At 67.2% G+C, this 13,605-nt stretch carries 10 protein-coding genes; all 10 read left to right on the plus strand.

The features are described from left to right. Positions 1–26: 26 nt before the first annotated feature. Positions 27–1,208, plus strand: coding sequence for a putative peptidoglycan glycosyltransferase FtsW (locus C8J43_RS07750; protein WP_060526809.1), 1,182 nt, complete (start codon positions 27–29; stop codon positions 1,206–1,208). Beyond that, complete coding sequence (murG, locus tag C8J43_RS07755) at positions 1,205–2,359, plus strand: undecaprenyldiphospho-muramoylpentapeptide beta-N-acetylglucosaminyltransferase (protein ID WP_133030393.1); 1,155 nt, start codon at positions 1,205–1,207, stop codon at positions 2,357–2,359. The genes C8J43_RS07750 and murG overlap by 4 nt, the downstream gene beginning before the upstream one ends. Further along, a complete protein-coding gene (gene murC, locus C8J43_RS07760; RefSeq protein WP_056051327.1) occupies positions 2,356–3,774 on the plus strand; it encodes a UDP-N-acetylmuramate--L-alanine ligase in 1,419 nt (472 codons plus the stop codon). The genes murG and murC overlap by 4 nt, the downstream gene beginning before the upstream one ends. A 41-nt stretch (positions 3,775–3,815) precedes the next feature. After that, the gene (gene murB / locus C8J43_RS07765; RefSeq protein ID WP_243645467.1) at positions 3,816–4,919 is read left to right on the plus strand and encodes a UDP-N-acetylmuramate dehydrogenase; all 1,104 of its coding nucleotides are present in this window, start codon (positions 3,816–3,818) and stop codon (positions 4,917–4,919) included. Beyond that, positions 4,916–5,854 (plus strand): D-alanine--D-alanine ligase, encoded by a 939-nt coding sequence (locus C8J43_RS07770; RefSeq protein ID WP_133030394.1) that lies wholly within the window; start codon positions 4,916–4,918, stop codon positions 5,852–5,854. Before murB ends, C8J43_RS07770 begins: the two co-directional genes overlap by 4 nt. Continuing rightward, positions 5,851–6,825, plus strand: a complete 975-nt coding sequence (locus tag C8J43_RS07775; RefSeq protein ID WP_056060220.1) for a cell division protein FtsQ/DivIB — start codon at positions 5,851–5,853, stop codon at positions 6,823–6,825. Before C8J43_RS07770 ends, C8J43_RS07775 begins: the two co-directional genes overlap by 4 nt. A gap of 1 nt (position 6,826) precedes the next feature. After that, the gene (gene ftsA, locus C8J43_RS07780) at positions 6,827–8,089 is read left to right on the plus strand and encodes a cell division protein FtsA (RefSeq protein WP_056051322.1); all 1,263 of its coding nucleotides are present in this window, start codon (positions 6,827–6,829) and stop codon (positions 8,087–8,089) included. 113 nt (positions 8,090–8,202) lie between these two features. Beyond that, a complete protein-coding gene (gene ftsZ / locus C8J43_RS07785; RefSeq protein WP_133030395.1) occupies positions 8,203–9,777 on the plus strand; it encodes a cell division protein FtsZ in 1,575 nt (524 codons plus the stop codon). 324 nt (positions 9,778–10,101) lie between these two features. Beyond that, positions 10,102–12,276, plus strand: a complete 2,175-nt coding sequence (locus C8J43_RS07790; protein ID WP_133030805.1) for a tetratricopeptide repeat protein — start codon at positions 10,102–10,104, stop codon at positions 12,274–12,276. A gap of 25 nt (positions 12,277–12,301) precedes the next feature. Continuing rightward, complete coding sequence (locus tag C8J43_RS07795; RefSeq protein ID WP_133030396.1) at positions 12,302–13,468, plus strand: deoxyguanosinetriphosphate triphosphohydrolase; 1,167 nt, start codon at positions 12,302–12,304, stop codon at positions 13,466–13,468. The last annotated feature ends 137 nt before the right edge of the window (positions 13,469–13,605 follow it).

The following is a 13,605-nucleotide window of genomic DNA, read 5'->3' on the forward strand; positions in this document are numbered from 1 at the left end:
CACCGAAGACCAGCATCGTCGCCAAGATGAAGCGGCGCGGCGGGCGGGGCGATCAGTCGCCGCTCGGCACGTGGTTCTGGGATATCGACCGGATGCTGCTGCTGCTGACGCTGTTCCTGATCGCGATCGGCCTGATCGCGGTCGCCGCGGCATCGCCGGCGAGTGCGGTCCGCTATTCGGGCGAGCATCACAAGATCGCGCCGCTCTACTATTTCTGGCGACAGTTGATGTGGGTCGGCGTGTCGCTCCCGGTGCTGTTCGGCGTGTCGATGATGCCGGTCTCGATGGCGCGGCGGATGGCGATCGGCGGGTGCGCGCTGTTCGTGCTGATGCTGATGGTGACGCCGTTCATCGGCGTCGAGGCGAATGGCGCGCGGCGCTGGCTCGGCGTCGGGTTCGCGCAGTTCCAGCCTTCCGAGTTCCTGAAGCCGCTATTCATCGTCACGGTCGCGTGGCTGTTGTCGCTGCGCGCGAAGGATGCCGAGCTGCCGACCGTGCTGATCACCGGCGCGATGACCGCGGGCGTCGCGGTGCTGCTGATGCTGCAACCCGATTTCGGCCAGACGATCATCTTCTGCTCGGTGTGGATGGCGCTGCTGATGATTGCGGGGACGCCGGCCAAGGTGATGCTCGGCCTCGTCGCGATGGCGCCGGCCGGGCTGATTGCCGCCTATGTGTTCTACGGCGTGGCGCGGTCGCGGATCGATGCGTTCCTGTTTCCGGGTGTCGAGGGCGAGGGCGCGGGCGACCATTTCCAGACGAACGCGGCGCATAATACGCTGACCGCGGGCGGCTGGACCGGGACGGGGCCGGGCGCGGGTGCGGCGAAGTTCGGGCTGCCCGAGGCACATACCGACTATATCTTCTCGGTGATCGGCGAGGAATTCGGGCTGATCGCGTGTTCGGTGATCGCGGTGATCTTCCTGGCGATCGTGGTGCGCGTGTTCGTCAAGCTGCTGGACGAGCAGGACGAATTCAAGCTGCTCGCCTCCGCGGGCCTCGCGACGCAGTTCGGCGCGCAGGCGCTGGTGAGCATGGCGGTGAACACGGGGCTCGCGCCGTCGAAGGGTATGACGCTGCCGTTCATCAGCTATGGCGGGTCGTCGATGATTGCGTTGTCGGTCGGCATGGGGTTGCTGCTGGCGTTTACCCGGCGCAATCCGTTTCTCACGCGGAGCCCCTATGTCGTCCGCTGGAGTGGTGAATGAACGTTAATCAGTCTCGGCATTACGTCCTCGCAGCCGGTGGGACCGGGGGACACATGGTCCCGGCAGCGGCGCTCGCGGCCGAACTGACCAAGCGCGGCCACCGTGTCGCGTTGGTCAGCGATGCGCGCGGCGTGCGGTTTCCGGGGCTGTTCGAGGATATCCAGACGCATGTCCTGCCGGCGGGGCGCTTTACCGGTGGACCGCTCGGTTGGGCTCGGGCCACGCGGGAGATGTGGCGCGGGCGAGCAATGGCGCGCGAGCTGTACCGGACGTTCAAGCCGGCCGCGGTGATCGGCTTTGGCGGCTATCCTGCACTGCCGGCGTTGCTGGCGGCGTTCGCGGACAAGATCCCGACCGCGGTGCATGAGCAGAACGCGGTGCTGGGGCGCGTGAACCGTTTCGTCGCGGGGCGCGTGGACGCGATCGCGACCTCGTCCGAGCCGACCGAGCGCCTCGCGCCGAAGCTGCTGGGCAAGGCGCATTTGGTCGGCAACCCGGTGCGCGAGGCGGTGCTGGCGCTGCGCTCGCGGCCGTATCCGCTGCTGGAGGAGGATGGCATCTTCCGTGTGCTCGTGACCGGCGGGAGCCAGGGGGCGAGCATCCTGTCGCAGGTCGTGCCTGATGGTCTGGCGATGCTGCCGGTGACGTTTCGGCGGCGGTTGCAGGTGACTCACCAGGCGCGGATCGAGGATATCGATGCGGTCCGCGCGAAGTATGCCGAGCATCATATCCCGGCCGAGCTGGCGACGTATCTGCCGGATATGCCCGAGCAACTGGCGTGGGCGCACCTGGTGATCGCACGCGCCGGGGCGTCGACGATTTCGGAACTGACCGCGGCGGGGCGTCCGGCAATCCTGGTGCCGCTGCCGGGTGCGACCGACGATCACCAGACGGTGAACGCGCGCGAGATCACGCGGGCGGGCGGGGCGCGGACGATCGCGCAGGGAGACTTTACCGCAGTGGAACTGGCCAAGCAGATGCAGAAACTCGGGCTCGATCCGGCGGCGTTGCAGAATGCGGCGGGGCGTGCGCGCAGTTGCGGGCGGCCGAATGCGGCAAGCGATCTGGCCGATCTGGTCGAGAGCCTCGACGCACCATTGTCGCGCATTCCGGTCGGTGCGCCCTCCAAGCCGAAGGCGCAGTTCGCATGAAGGGCGTCGCAACGGATATCGGCACGATCCATTTCGTCGGCATCGGCGGGATCGGCATGTCGGGCATCGCCGAGGTGATGAAGAACCTCGGCTACCGCGTGCAGGGCTCGGACGTGGCCGAGGGCTATGTCGTGCAGGGGTTGCGCGACAAGGGCATCCCGGTGGCGATCGGCCATGCCGCGTCGAACATCGGCGACGCCGCGGTGGTGGTGGTGTCGACCGCGATCGTGCGCTCGAACCCCGAGGTCGAGGCGGCGTTGAATGCTCGCGTGCCGGTCGTGCGGCGCGCGGAAATGCTGGCCGAACTGATGCGGTTGAAGTCGACTGTCGCGGTGGCTGGCACGCACGGGAAGACCACGACCACGTCGATGGTCGCGGCGTTGCTCGATGCGGGCGGGGTCGATCCGACGGTCATCAATGGCGGGATCATCAACTCGTACGGCTCGAATGCGCGACTGGGCGCGAGCGACTGGATGGTGGTCGAGGCGGACGAGAGCGACGGCAGCTTCCTGCGGCTCGACGGGACGATCGCGGTCGTCACCAACATCGATCCCGAGCATCTCGACCATTACGGCTCGTTCGACGCGGTGAAAGATGCCTTCGTCGAGTTCGTCGAGAACGTGCCGTTCTACGGCGCGGCCTTGCTGTGCCTCGATCATCCGGAGGTGCAGGGGATCCTGCCGCGGGTGCGCGATCGTCGGGTCGTAACGTACGGTTTCTCGGCGCAGGCTGATGTGCGCGGGGTGGAGGTCACGCCTATCCCGGGCGGCAACCGCTTCGATTGCGTGGTGCGCGAGCGTGACGGCGCGACGCGGACGATTTCGGGAATCGAGATGCCGATGCCGGGGCGGCACAACGTGCAGAACGCGCTGGCGGCGATCGGCGTGGCGCTGGAGCTCGGGATCGCGGATGCGACGATCCAGCAGGGGTTTGCCAAGTTCGGCGGCGTGAAGCGGCGCTTCACCAAGGTCGGTGAAGTGGCTGGCGTCACGATCATCGACGACTACGGCCATCACCCGGTCGAGATCCGTGCCGTGCTCGCGGCGGCGCGCGAGGGCGTGAAGGGCCGCGTGATCGCGGTGGTGCAGCCGCATCGCTATTCGCGGCTTGGCAATCTGATGGAGGATTTCCAGACCGCGTTCAACGACGCGGATCGCGTGTTGGTGACGCCGGTTTATGCGGCGGGCGAGGCGCCTGTCGAGGGTGTCGATGCGGCGGCTCTGGTCGAGGGGTTGAAGCGGCGCGGGCACCGGTTTGCGGGTGTGGTGGCGGATGCGGACGCGCTGGCGGTGGAACTGGCGGCGACGATTGAGGCGGACGACATGGTCGTTTGCCTTGGCGCTGGCGACATCACGAAGTGGGCGGCCGGGTTGGCCGATGCGATCGCTGCCGAACGCGCGAAGGTGATGGCGTGAGTGGTGTGTCGCAAATCCTCCCCGGTACGGGGAGGGGGACCATGCAGGGCATGGTGGAGGGGGGCGTCCACGAGCGTAACGCTTCTGGCAGCGCCCCCTCCACCGCCTTTGGCGGTCCCCCTCCCCGTGCCGGGGAGGATCTGCGTGGTACTCTGACGGCCAATGGCAGTCTGGCGGACTTTATCTGGTTTCGTACCGGTGGCTCGGCGGAGTGGCTGGTGCGACCCTCGGATGTCGAGGATCTGGCGGGGTTGCTGAAGACTCTCGATCCATCCACTCCAGTGCTACCGGTCGGCGTAGGCTCGAACCTGATCGTGCGCGATGGCGGCGTGCCGGGGGTCGTTGTGCGGCTTCCCAAGGCCATGGCCAAGGTTTCTGTGCAGGACGGTCGCGTTCGTGCGGGCGCGGGGGCGATGGGGATTACCGTTGCCAGTGCCGCGCGGGATGCTGGGATTGCCGGGCTTGAGTTTCTGCGTGGGATACCGGGTACTGTCGGCGGAGCGGTTCGGATGAACGCGGGGGCTTATGGTCGCGATGTCAGCGATATTCTGGTCGAGGCTACCGTGGTTACGCGGGAGGGTTCGGTCGAGATTTGGCCTGCCGAGAAGCTCGGGTTCACCTATCGTCATTCGGACCTGCCCGCGGGAGCCGTCGTGGTCGAAGCGGTTTTCTCTGGTACGCCGGGCGAGCCAGCTGTGATTGGTGCGGAGATGGACCGGATCGCGGCGGAGCGCGAGGCGTCTCAGCCTCTCCGTTCGCGCACCGGGGGCTCTACGTTCAAGAACCCCGAGGGGCACAAGGCTTGGGCGTTGATCGACGCGGCCGGGTGTCGGGGGCTGACTCGCGGTGATGCGCAGGTCAGCGAGAAGCATTGTAATTTCCTGCTGAACCTCGGGTCCGCGTCGAGCGCGGAGATCGAGGCGCTGGGTGAAGAGGTACGTGATAGAGTGAAGGCGCATTCGGGGGTGACGTTGGAGTGGGAAATCCAGCGGGTCGGCATCGCTGCTCCCTCTCCCCTGTGGGGAGAGGGTCGGGGTGAGGGGCAGCCAAGCAGTGCTGCGCCCGCGCTTTCCACCAGCGATGCGGCCGGTGATGGCGGGCGCCCACCCCTCGGTCCCCTCCCGCATGCGGGAGGGGAGGCATGACGGGTCCACTTCACATCGCAGTCCTCATGGGTGGCTGGTCGGCGGAGCGTGAGGTTTCGCTGATGTCGGGTAATGGCTGTGCCGATGCGCTGGAGTCGCTGGGGCACCGGGTTACGCGGATCGATATGGGGCGGGATGTTGCGGCCAAGCTCGCCGAGGCTCAGCCCGACCTCGTGTTCAACGCGCTCCACGGCACCCCCGGCGAGGACGGTTCGGTGCAGGGGCTGCTGGACCTGATGGGCCTCCGCTACACCCATTCGGGTCTCGCGACGTCAGTAATCGCGATCGACAAGGTGCTGACCAAGCTGTTGCTTGTCCCGGCGGGCGTGCCGATGCCAGGTGGGCGGATCGTCAAGTCGGCGGACTTGTTCGAGAGCGATCCGATGGCGCGGCCCTATGTGTTGAAGCCGGTCAACGAAGGCTCGTCGGTCGGCGTGGCGATCGTCACTGACTCCGGCAATTACGGTAATCCGATCGCGCGCGACAGCGTCGGGCCGTGGGGCGAGTTCGAGGAACTGCTTGCCGAGCCGTATATCCGTGGGCGCGAGCTGACGACTGCGGTGCTGGGCGGCAAGGCGCTCGGCGTGACCGAGTTGAAGCCCAAGAGCGGCTGGTACGATTACGACGCGAAATACACCGACGGGATGACGGTCCATGTCTGCCCGGCAGAGATCCCCGACGAGATCACCGATGCCTGCAAGAGCCTCGCGCTCGAGGCGCACCGGTTGCTAGGCTGCAAGGGCGCGTCGCGGTCCGATTTCCGCTGGGATGACGAGCGTGGCGTCGATGGGCTTTTCCTTCTCGAGGTGAACACGCAGCCGGGGATGACGCCGCTGAGCCTCGTCCCCGAACAGGCGCGGCATATCGGCATGAGCTATGCCGAGCTGGTCCAGGCGATCGTCGACGAGGCGCTTCAGGATCAGCCTTCCCCATGAGCCGCACGATCAAGCGCGGTCCGCCGCCCAAGCGGCCCGCCCCGCGCCGTAAGGTCGCGGTCAAGAAGGTGTCGGTCATGGACCGGCTGGTCGGGATGCTCCCGGTCAGCGAGGACACGCTTCGGAAAATCGCGACCTGGTCGATCCTCGGCGCGGGCGGCGCGGTGGCGATCGCGGCGGCGACGTGGGTCGGCATCCCGGGGATGATCGGCGCGGCGGTGGCCGAGGGTGCCGGGCGCGCGGGCTTCAAGGTCGAGCAGATCGAGGTCACCGGCCTCAAGCGGATGGACCGGATGTCGGTCTATGCGGTCGCGCTGGAGGACAAGCAGAACCAGACGTCGATGCTGTCGGTCGACCTGGAGGCGGTGCGACAGAAACTGCTGCGCTATGGCTGGATCGCGGACGCGCACGTGTCGCGGCGGCTGCCGAATACGATGCTGGTCGATATCGTCGAGCGCACGCCGGCGGCGGTGTGGCAGGACAATGGCCAGCTCACGCTGATCGATTCGTCGGGCGTGCTGCTGGAGCCGGTCCAGCCCGATGCGATCCCGAATTTGCCGCTGGTGATCGGGCCGGGCGCGGATCGGCAGGAGGCGTCGTACCAGACGCTGCTCGCCGCCGCGCCAGCGCTGAAGCCGCGCGTGAAGGCGGCGACCTGGGTCGGCAATCGGCGCTGGGACCTGACGTTCGAGAGCGGCGAGACGCTGGCACTGCCGGAAGACGGTGCACCTCGTGCGCTGGTGAAGTTCGCCGAACTGGATGGGGCGAGGCCGCTGCTGGGGCGCGGCTGGATCCGGTTCGACATGCGCGATCCGACCAAGCTGGTCGCGCGCAAACCGGGCGCGAGCCTGGCGCACAGCGTCGACGTGCCGGCACCTGCCAGCGCGGGGGCAAGCGCACCGGCAACGGGCGAAACTACGAATACTCCGTCGCAAACGGCGGGCGCGAACGTAACGGGCGGGGAGGGATGACATGGCGAAGGTGGCACCGGAAGGGCTGATCACGGCGCTCGATATCGGGTCGTCGAAGGTTTCGGCGATGATCGCGCAGAAGGGGGACGGCGGCGAGCTGATCGTGCTCGGCACCGGCCAGCGCGAGAGCCGCGGCGTCAAGCGCGGCTATATCGCCGACATGGCGACGACCGAGGCGGCGGTGCGCGAGGCGGTCGAGCAGGCGGAGCGGATCGCGGGGATCAACATCGAGAACGTCTGGGTCGGGTTCTCGGCCGGCGGGCTCGTGTCCGACGTCGCCGAAGTCGAGTTCGAGCTTGGCGGCCACCGCGTCGAGCAGCAGGATATCGACGCTCTGCTCGCCGCCGGGCGCAACTCGATCGATCCGCAGGGCCGCATGGTACTCCACGCGCAGCCGGCGCTCTATACGCTCGACGGGCTGACGGGGGTGAAGACGCCGCTCGGTCTGCATGCCGATCGGCTCGGGGTGCATATCCATGTCGTCGCCGCTGATGGCTCGCCGGTGCGGAACCTCGATCTCTGCGTGCGGTCCGCGCATCTCGAGGTGAAGTCGATCATCGCCTCGCCGGTCGCGACGGGCTTGGCCTGCCTCAGCGACGAGGAGCGCGAGCTTGGCGTCGCGTTGGTCGAGATGGGGGCGGGGATCACCAACGTGTCGCTGTTCGCGGGGGGCATGCTGGTCGGGCTGACCTCGATCCCGATCGGCGCGCAGGACATTACGGATGATATCGCCAGCGCGTTCGGTACGCGGCGGCAGAATGCCGAGCGGATGAAGTGCTTCCATGGCTCGGCCAACGCCAGCCCCCGCGACAATCACGACATGATCCCGGTCATGCCGATCTCCGCCGAGGACGGCGCGGGCGAGGGCGCTCAGATCACCAAGGCGCAACTGATCGGCGTGATCCGCCAGCGGCTCGAGCATCAGATGGGTGAAGTGCGCAACGCGCTCACCAAGCTGAAGTTTGAGGGGCCGGTCGGGCGTCAGGTCGTGCTGACCGGCGGTGGTGCCGAGCTGAAGGGCATCGCCGACTATGCGCAACAGGCGCTCGGGCGGTCGGTGCGGATCGGTCGACCGCGTGGTCTGACCGCGCTGCCGGAAGCGCATGGCGGACCGGCGTTCGCGACGCTAGCGGGGTTGGCCTTCTACGCGGCGACCAACCCGATCGACCTTCGCGGGCTCGCGCCGCAGCGGACGACGGTGCATCGGCCAAAGGGTATGGGCATGATGCGCAAGTTGATTCAGGCGGCACGCGCGAATTATTAAGAGTTTCGAGGGCGCTGGCGTTATTTCGGCTGGAACAGGCCGTGACGTTGGTGCACACAGATTAATCAGGGGCCCGGCCGTAGCGTATCTACCGGGTTGTGCGGAGAACGGCGATGAGCATCGAATTCCTTAGTCCCGAAGTGGACGATCTGGCCCCCCGCATCGCGGTGATCGGCGTCGGCGGCGCGGGCGGCAACGCGATCGCCAACATGATGAGGGCCGACGTCCAGGGCGTCGACTTCCTCGTGGCGAACACCGACGCGCAGGCGTTGAAGCAGTCGACCGCACCGCAGCGAATCCAGCTCGGCACCAAGATCACGCAGGGTCTCGGCGCCGGTAGCCGTCCCGAGATCGGCCGCGCGGCCGCCGAAGAGACGATCGACCAGCTCGCCAAGATGCTCGAAGGCGCGCACATGTGCTTCATCACCGCCGGCATGGGCGGCGGCACGGGAACGGGCGCAGCGCCGGTCATCGCCAAGGCGGCGCGCGACATGGGCATCCTGACCGTCGGCGTCGTGACCAAGCCGTTCGCATTCGAGGGCAACCGTCGCGCCAAGTCGGCCGAGGGCGGCATCGACGAACTGCAGAAGTATGTCGACACGCTGATCGTCATCCCGAACCAGAACCTGTTCCTCATCGCCAACGCGAATACGACCTTCAAGGAAGCGTTCACGATGGCGGACGAGGTGCTCCAGCAGGGCGTCCGCAGCATCACCGACCTGATGGTGATGCCGGGCCTCATCAACCTCGATTTTGCCGACGTCCGCTCGGTGATGCAGGAGATGGGCAAGGCGATGATGGGCACCGGCGAGGCAAGCGGCGACAACCGCGCGCTCGAGGCTGCACAGAAGGCGATATCGAACCCGCTGCTCGAAGGCGTCAGCATGCGCGGCGCGAAGGGCGTTATCATCTCGATCACCGGCGGCGACGACATGCGCCTGCTCGAAGTCGACGAGGCCGCGAATCACATCCGCGACCTGGTCGATCCCGATGCGAACATCATCTGGGGTTCGGCGTTCAACCAGGAGCTCGAAGGCAAGATCCGCGTCTCGGTCGTCGCGACCGGTATCGATGCCGACGCGCGTCCTCCGGAAGTCGCGCCCGAGCCGACCCGCTCGTTCAGCTTCGGATCGCGCAAGACCGACGAGAACACCTCGTTCCGTCCGAGCGAGCCTGCCGCTTCGTCGGCCGCGCCTGCTGCGTCGTCCGCCGATGAAGAGCCGCTCGACCTGAACGCGTCGTCGGAAGTCGAGCCATCGGCGTCGAAGTCCGATGACGAGCTGGTGCTCGGTGCCGAGACGATGGTGCCGCAGGCCGCGCCTGCGCCGGTTGCTGCTCCTCAGCCTGCTCCCGCGCCGCGCACGTATGGCGACGAGCCTTACGGTCGTGGTCCGATCGCGCGTCCGGCTTCGGCATCGTCGGTGCCGCCCGCTCGCGCGCCGATCGCGCCGGCTGTTCCGGTGCCGACGCCGGCTGCCGATGAAGGTGGCGCACGTCGTCGCTGGCTCGCTCCGGGTGCCGAGGCTGCCCCCGAGGCGGTGCCGGCCGCACCGCGCGTGAAGCTCGGCGGTACGCTGTTCGAGCGCATGTCGAACGCGGCACGCGGTGCTGCGAAGGAAGACGGCGAAGCGGCCCCTCAGGACCCGCTCGACATCCCCCGCTTCCTGCATCGCCAGAACAACCAGTAAGCCGGGAATCATCCTGTCGGCGGGAAGTCGACTGACGGGTTTGAGTTTCAAGCACGCCTCGAAAGCTCCGTTATGCCAGGCTTGTTCCGGCATCCACGGCACCGCAGCTCGCCGATCAGCGATACGCGGCACGGTGGACCCCGGAACAAGTCCGGGGTGACGGAGCATCTCGGAGGAAGGCGTGTCACAAGCTGATAGATACTGCTCTTGAGCGAATGACGCTGCCCAACGCATCGTTCGTCGCCACCGCGCCTCGGTTCGCCGCGACCCGTGTACGCAAACATTGCCGGTTCGGTCGGGCTGGCGTCTAGACAGATGATCCTCATGACTCGCTCGTCCCATCATTTCCTGACCGCTGCGCTGGCACTCGTGCTCGCGACCGCGACGTCCGCCGCGTCAGCGCAAGGCGTCGTCCAGGCGCTTCCGGGCACGACCGATGCGGACAAGCTCGGCGACGTGATGCGCCAGCTGGCAAGTAATCCGCGCGACATCGATGCGCTGATAAAAGCCGGCGATCTGTCGATGGGCCTCGGCGATCTCAGCGGTGCCGCGGCGCTGTTCGCGCGCGCCGAGAAGGTGAACCCGCGTGACGGTCGTGCAAAGGCGGGGATGGCGTCGATTCTCGTCCGATCCGAGCGTCCGGGCGAGGCGCTGCGTTATTACGCGCAGGCGGAAGGCCTCGGCCTCGATCCGCGCAAGTTCGCCGCCGACCGCGGCCTCGCCTATGACCTCATCGGCCAGCAGGATCGGGCGCAGCGCGATTATCGCGTGGCACTCCGCGATGCGCCCGATGACGAGACGATCAGGCGCTACGCGTTATCGCTCGGCATTTCGGGCAAGCCCGAACTTGCGATCCAGCAGCTCAATCCATTGCTGCTCAAGAGCGATCGTGGCGCATGGCGCTCGCGTGCGTTCATCATAGCGATGAACGGCGACGTCGCCGGTGCCGAGAAGATCGCGACGACGATGATGCCGGCTGGCACCGCACAAGGTCTGCAACCGTTCTTCCAGCGCCTGCCAAGCCTGCCAGCGAGCGACCGCGCTTTCGCTGTGCATTTTGGGGAGGTCCATGCGACGCCCACGCGTTTAGCAGACGCCCGGATGACGCCACCGCTGGGCATGCTGGCGCCCGATCCGACCGCGCCGGTTATGGTGGCCGCTGTGCCGCGACCGGTGGTCGTCGCGACTTCTGGCAAGACTAAGCGCAACCGGCGCGGCAAGCCGGATCGGACCGAAATGGCCGCGGTTACCAAGCGTGCCGCTGCGGCAACGCCTGTTGCGGCGACACCCACCCCGACTATTCCCGCTGCAATCGCGCCGCCGGTCCAGCTGGCGTCGTCGTCGGTCCAGACGATCCAGGCCGCGCCCGTGCAAACAGGAGGGCGCATCGTAACGCCACGGCCTACCTATCGCGCGCCGCAAGTCGCGCAGCCAGCGGCTGGAGGGCAGCAAATCCCGTCGCCGGTTTCGGTGGCGCGGGTCGCGCCGACGCCGGTCGGGGCTTTGTCGGCGACCACCGTAACGCAGATGGCCGCCCTGCCTGCCGGGCGCATACAGTCGGAAAGCAACACGCGGGTGGCCAATTCGGTCGCTGCCGCAGCGACGCGCACGCCCACCCAACAGGTCACGGCGAGCCCCGTGCAACCCGCGCCGGCCCAACAGGCCTCGGTTCAGTCGCGATCTGTTCAGCAGGCGCGGATACAGCCTGAGCCCATCCAGCAAGCGGCGGTGCAACCGACCCCCGTACAGCCGGAACCCCTACGGCAGGCCAGCGCCGCGCCGCTGCCGAGCCCCGGTTTCTCCGCTGGTGCGACACCCTCGACGCCGCCGGTCGAGGTGGCCGCTGCGATCCCGCCGCGCGCGGTCGCGTCGAGCGAGGATTCGATCCTCGCGCGGATCGTCGCGGGGCTGTCGATACCCGCTTCCGAACTCGGTGTCGCACCGATGCATCCCGCGCCGGTCGTGACGCAGGCTGCGGTGCCGATGCCCGACGATGCCGAACGCGTCCTCGCGGAGGCCAAGGCCAAGACCGAGCGTGACGCCGCGGCCAAGAAGATCGCCGCCGAGCAGCTCGCCGCCGACAAGAAGGCTGCTCTCGATAAGAAGGCGGCCGCGCGAAAAGCCATCGCGGACAAGAAGGCGCTCGCCGAGAAAAAGGCCGCCGCCGCCGAGAAGCTTGCTGCCGACAAGGCTGCGGCCGAGGAAAAGCGGATTGCCCGTGCCAACCCCGCACGGACCTGGGTGCAGGTGTCGACCGGCGCGACCGAGGGCGACCTGCCCAAGGCGTGGAAGAAGGCGAAGGCCAAGGCACCGACCGTGTTCGGCAGCCGCGGCGGCTGGACCGCGCCGTGGAAGGCGACCAACCGCGTGCTCGCCGGCCCGTTCAAGACCGATGCCGAGGCACGCACCTTCGTCAATCAGCTCGCCAAGGAAGGCGTCTCGACGTTCACCTTCACCAGCGATCCCGGCGAGATCATCACGAAGCTCCCTTCGAAATGAGCGCGTTCGCACTCGGGCAGCCCAAATGAGCTACCGCGCGCCCTGGGCATCGGACCCGGCGCGCAGCAAAGGACGGCTTCACGAGGAACAGAACGGGTCCGTCCGTGGCCCGCGCGATGCCTTCCAGCGTGATCGCGACCGGATCATTCACTCGATCAGCTTCCGTCGCCTCCGCCACAAGACGCAAGTGTTCATGGCGCCCGACGGCGATCATTTTCGCGTCCGCCTGACGCACAGTCTCGAGGTCGCGCAGATCGGCCGGACGATCGCGCGGACGCTCGAACTGAACGAGGACCTGACCGAGGCGCTGTGTCTCGCGCACGACATCGGTCATCCGCCGTTCGGCCATGCCGGCGAGGATGCGCTGAAGGCGGCGCTGAAGGGGCAGGGCGGGTTCGATCACAACGGCCACACGCTGCGCACGCTGATGACGATCGAGCGGCCGTATCCGTTGTGGAACGGGCTCAACCTGACATGGGAAACGCTCGAAGGCCTCGCCAAGCATAACGGCCCGGTGCGGTATCCGGGCTGGGCGCTCGCGGTCGCCGATGCGGAATATCCGCTCGCACTGACTAGCTTTTCGTCGCTGGAGGCGCAGGTTGCGGCAATCGCTGACGATATCGCCTACGACAATCACGACATCGACGACGGCCTGCGCGCAGGGTTGCTGACGCTCGACCAGATGCTCGCCGTGCCGCTGGTCGCGCGGGGCTGGAACGACGTGCGGCGGCGCTTTCCCGACATCGAGCCTAAGCGCCTGGTCGGCGAGCTCGTCCGCACGCAGATCGGGATAATGGTCAACGATCTCATCGCCGAAACCCGCCAGCGGATCGCGGCGAGCGGCGTCACCAGCGTCGACGACGTCCGCGATGCGGGCCAGTGCCTGGTCGGCTTCTCGCCCGAGATGCGAGAGGCCGAGCGCGACCTGAAGCGGTTCATGTACGCCAATCTCTATCATCATCCGCGGCAACTGGCGGCGGCGGATGCGGCGCATGGCATCGTGTCGGGGCTGTTCGCGGTATACCGCGCCGATCCGCGGACGATGCCCGAGGAATGGCGCGAGCGGCTGCCGGCGGAGGATCCTGACCGCAGCCGGCATATCGCGGATTTCATCGCGGGCATGACGGACCGGTATGCCGTATCGCGCTACCGCGAACTAGTCGGCCCGATCGACCTGCCCGAAGGGTTTTGAGGCAGGGACATCGTTCGTCCGTCATCCTGACGAAAGTCAGGATCCAGAGCCGCTAAGGACATCGTTCGTTACCCTGGATCCTGACTTACGTCAGGATGACGGGGGTGTCTGAAACCAAACGCAAAACGGCAGCCAGA

The sequence above is a fragment of the Sphingomonas sp. PP-CE-1G-424 genome, assembly GCF_004341085.1.
In the GTDB taxonomy this organism is placed as follows: Bacteria; Pseudomonadota; Alphaproteobacteria; order Sphingomonadales; family Sphingomonadaceae; genus Sphingomonas.

Excerpts from the sequence above, each read along its gene's own strand:
- C8J43_RS07775 (WP_056060220.1), top strand. The coding sequence starts at position 5,851 with ATGAGCCGCACGATCAAGCGCGGTCCGCCGCCCAAGCGGCCCGCCCCG.
- C8J43_RS07770 (WP_133030394.1), top strand. The coding sequence starts at position 4,916 with ATGACGGGTCCACTTCACATCGCAGTCCTCATGGGTGGCTGGTCGGCG.
- ftsA (WP_056051322.1), top strand. The coding sequence starts at position 6,827 with ATGGCGAAGGTGGCACCGGAAGGGCTGATCACGGCGCTCGATATCGGG.
- murB (WP_243645467.1), top strand. The coding sequence starts at position 3,816 with ATGCAGGGCATGGTGGAGGGGGGCGTCCACGAGCGTAACGCTTCTGGC.
- C8J43_RS07795 (WP_133030396.1), top strand. The coding sequence starts at position 12,302 with ATGAGCTACCGCGCGCCCTGGGCATCGGACCCGGCGCGCAGCAAAGGA.
- murC (WP_056051327.1), top strand. The coding sequence starts at position 2,356 with ATGAAGGGCGTCGCAACGGATATCGGCACGATCCATTTCGTCGGCATC.
- C8J43_RS07750 (WP_060526809.1), top strand. The coding sequence starts at position 27 with ATGAAGCGGCGCGGCGGGCGGGGCGATCAGTCGCCGCTCGGCACGTGG.
- C8J43_RS07790 (WP_133030805.1), top strand. The coding sequence starts at position 10,102 with ATGACTCGCTCGTCCCATCATTTCCTGACCGCTGCGCTGGCACTCGTG.
- murG (WP_133030393.1), top strand. The coding sequence starts at position 1,205 with ATGAACGTTAATCAGTCTCGGCATTACGTCCTCGCAGCCGGTGGGACC.
- ftsZ (WP_133030395.1), top strand. The coding sequence starts at position 8,203 with ATGAGCATCGAATTCCTTAGTCCCGAAGTGGACGATCTGGCCCCCCGC.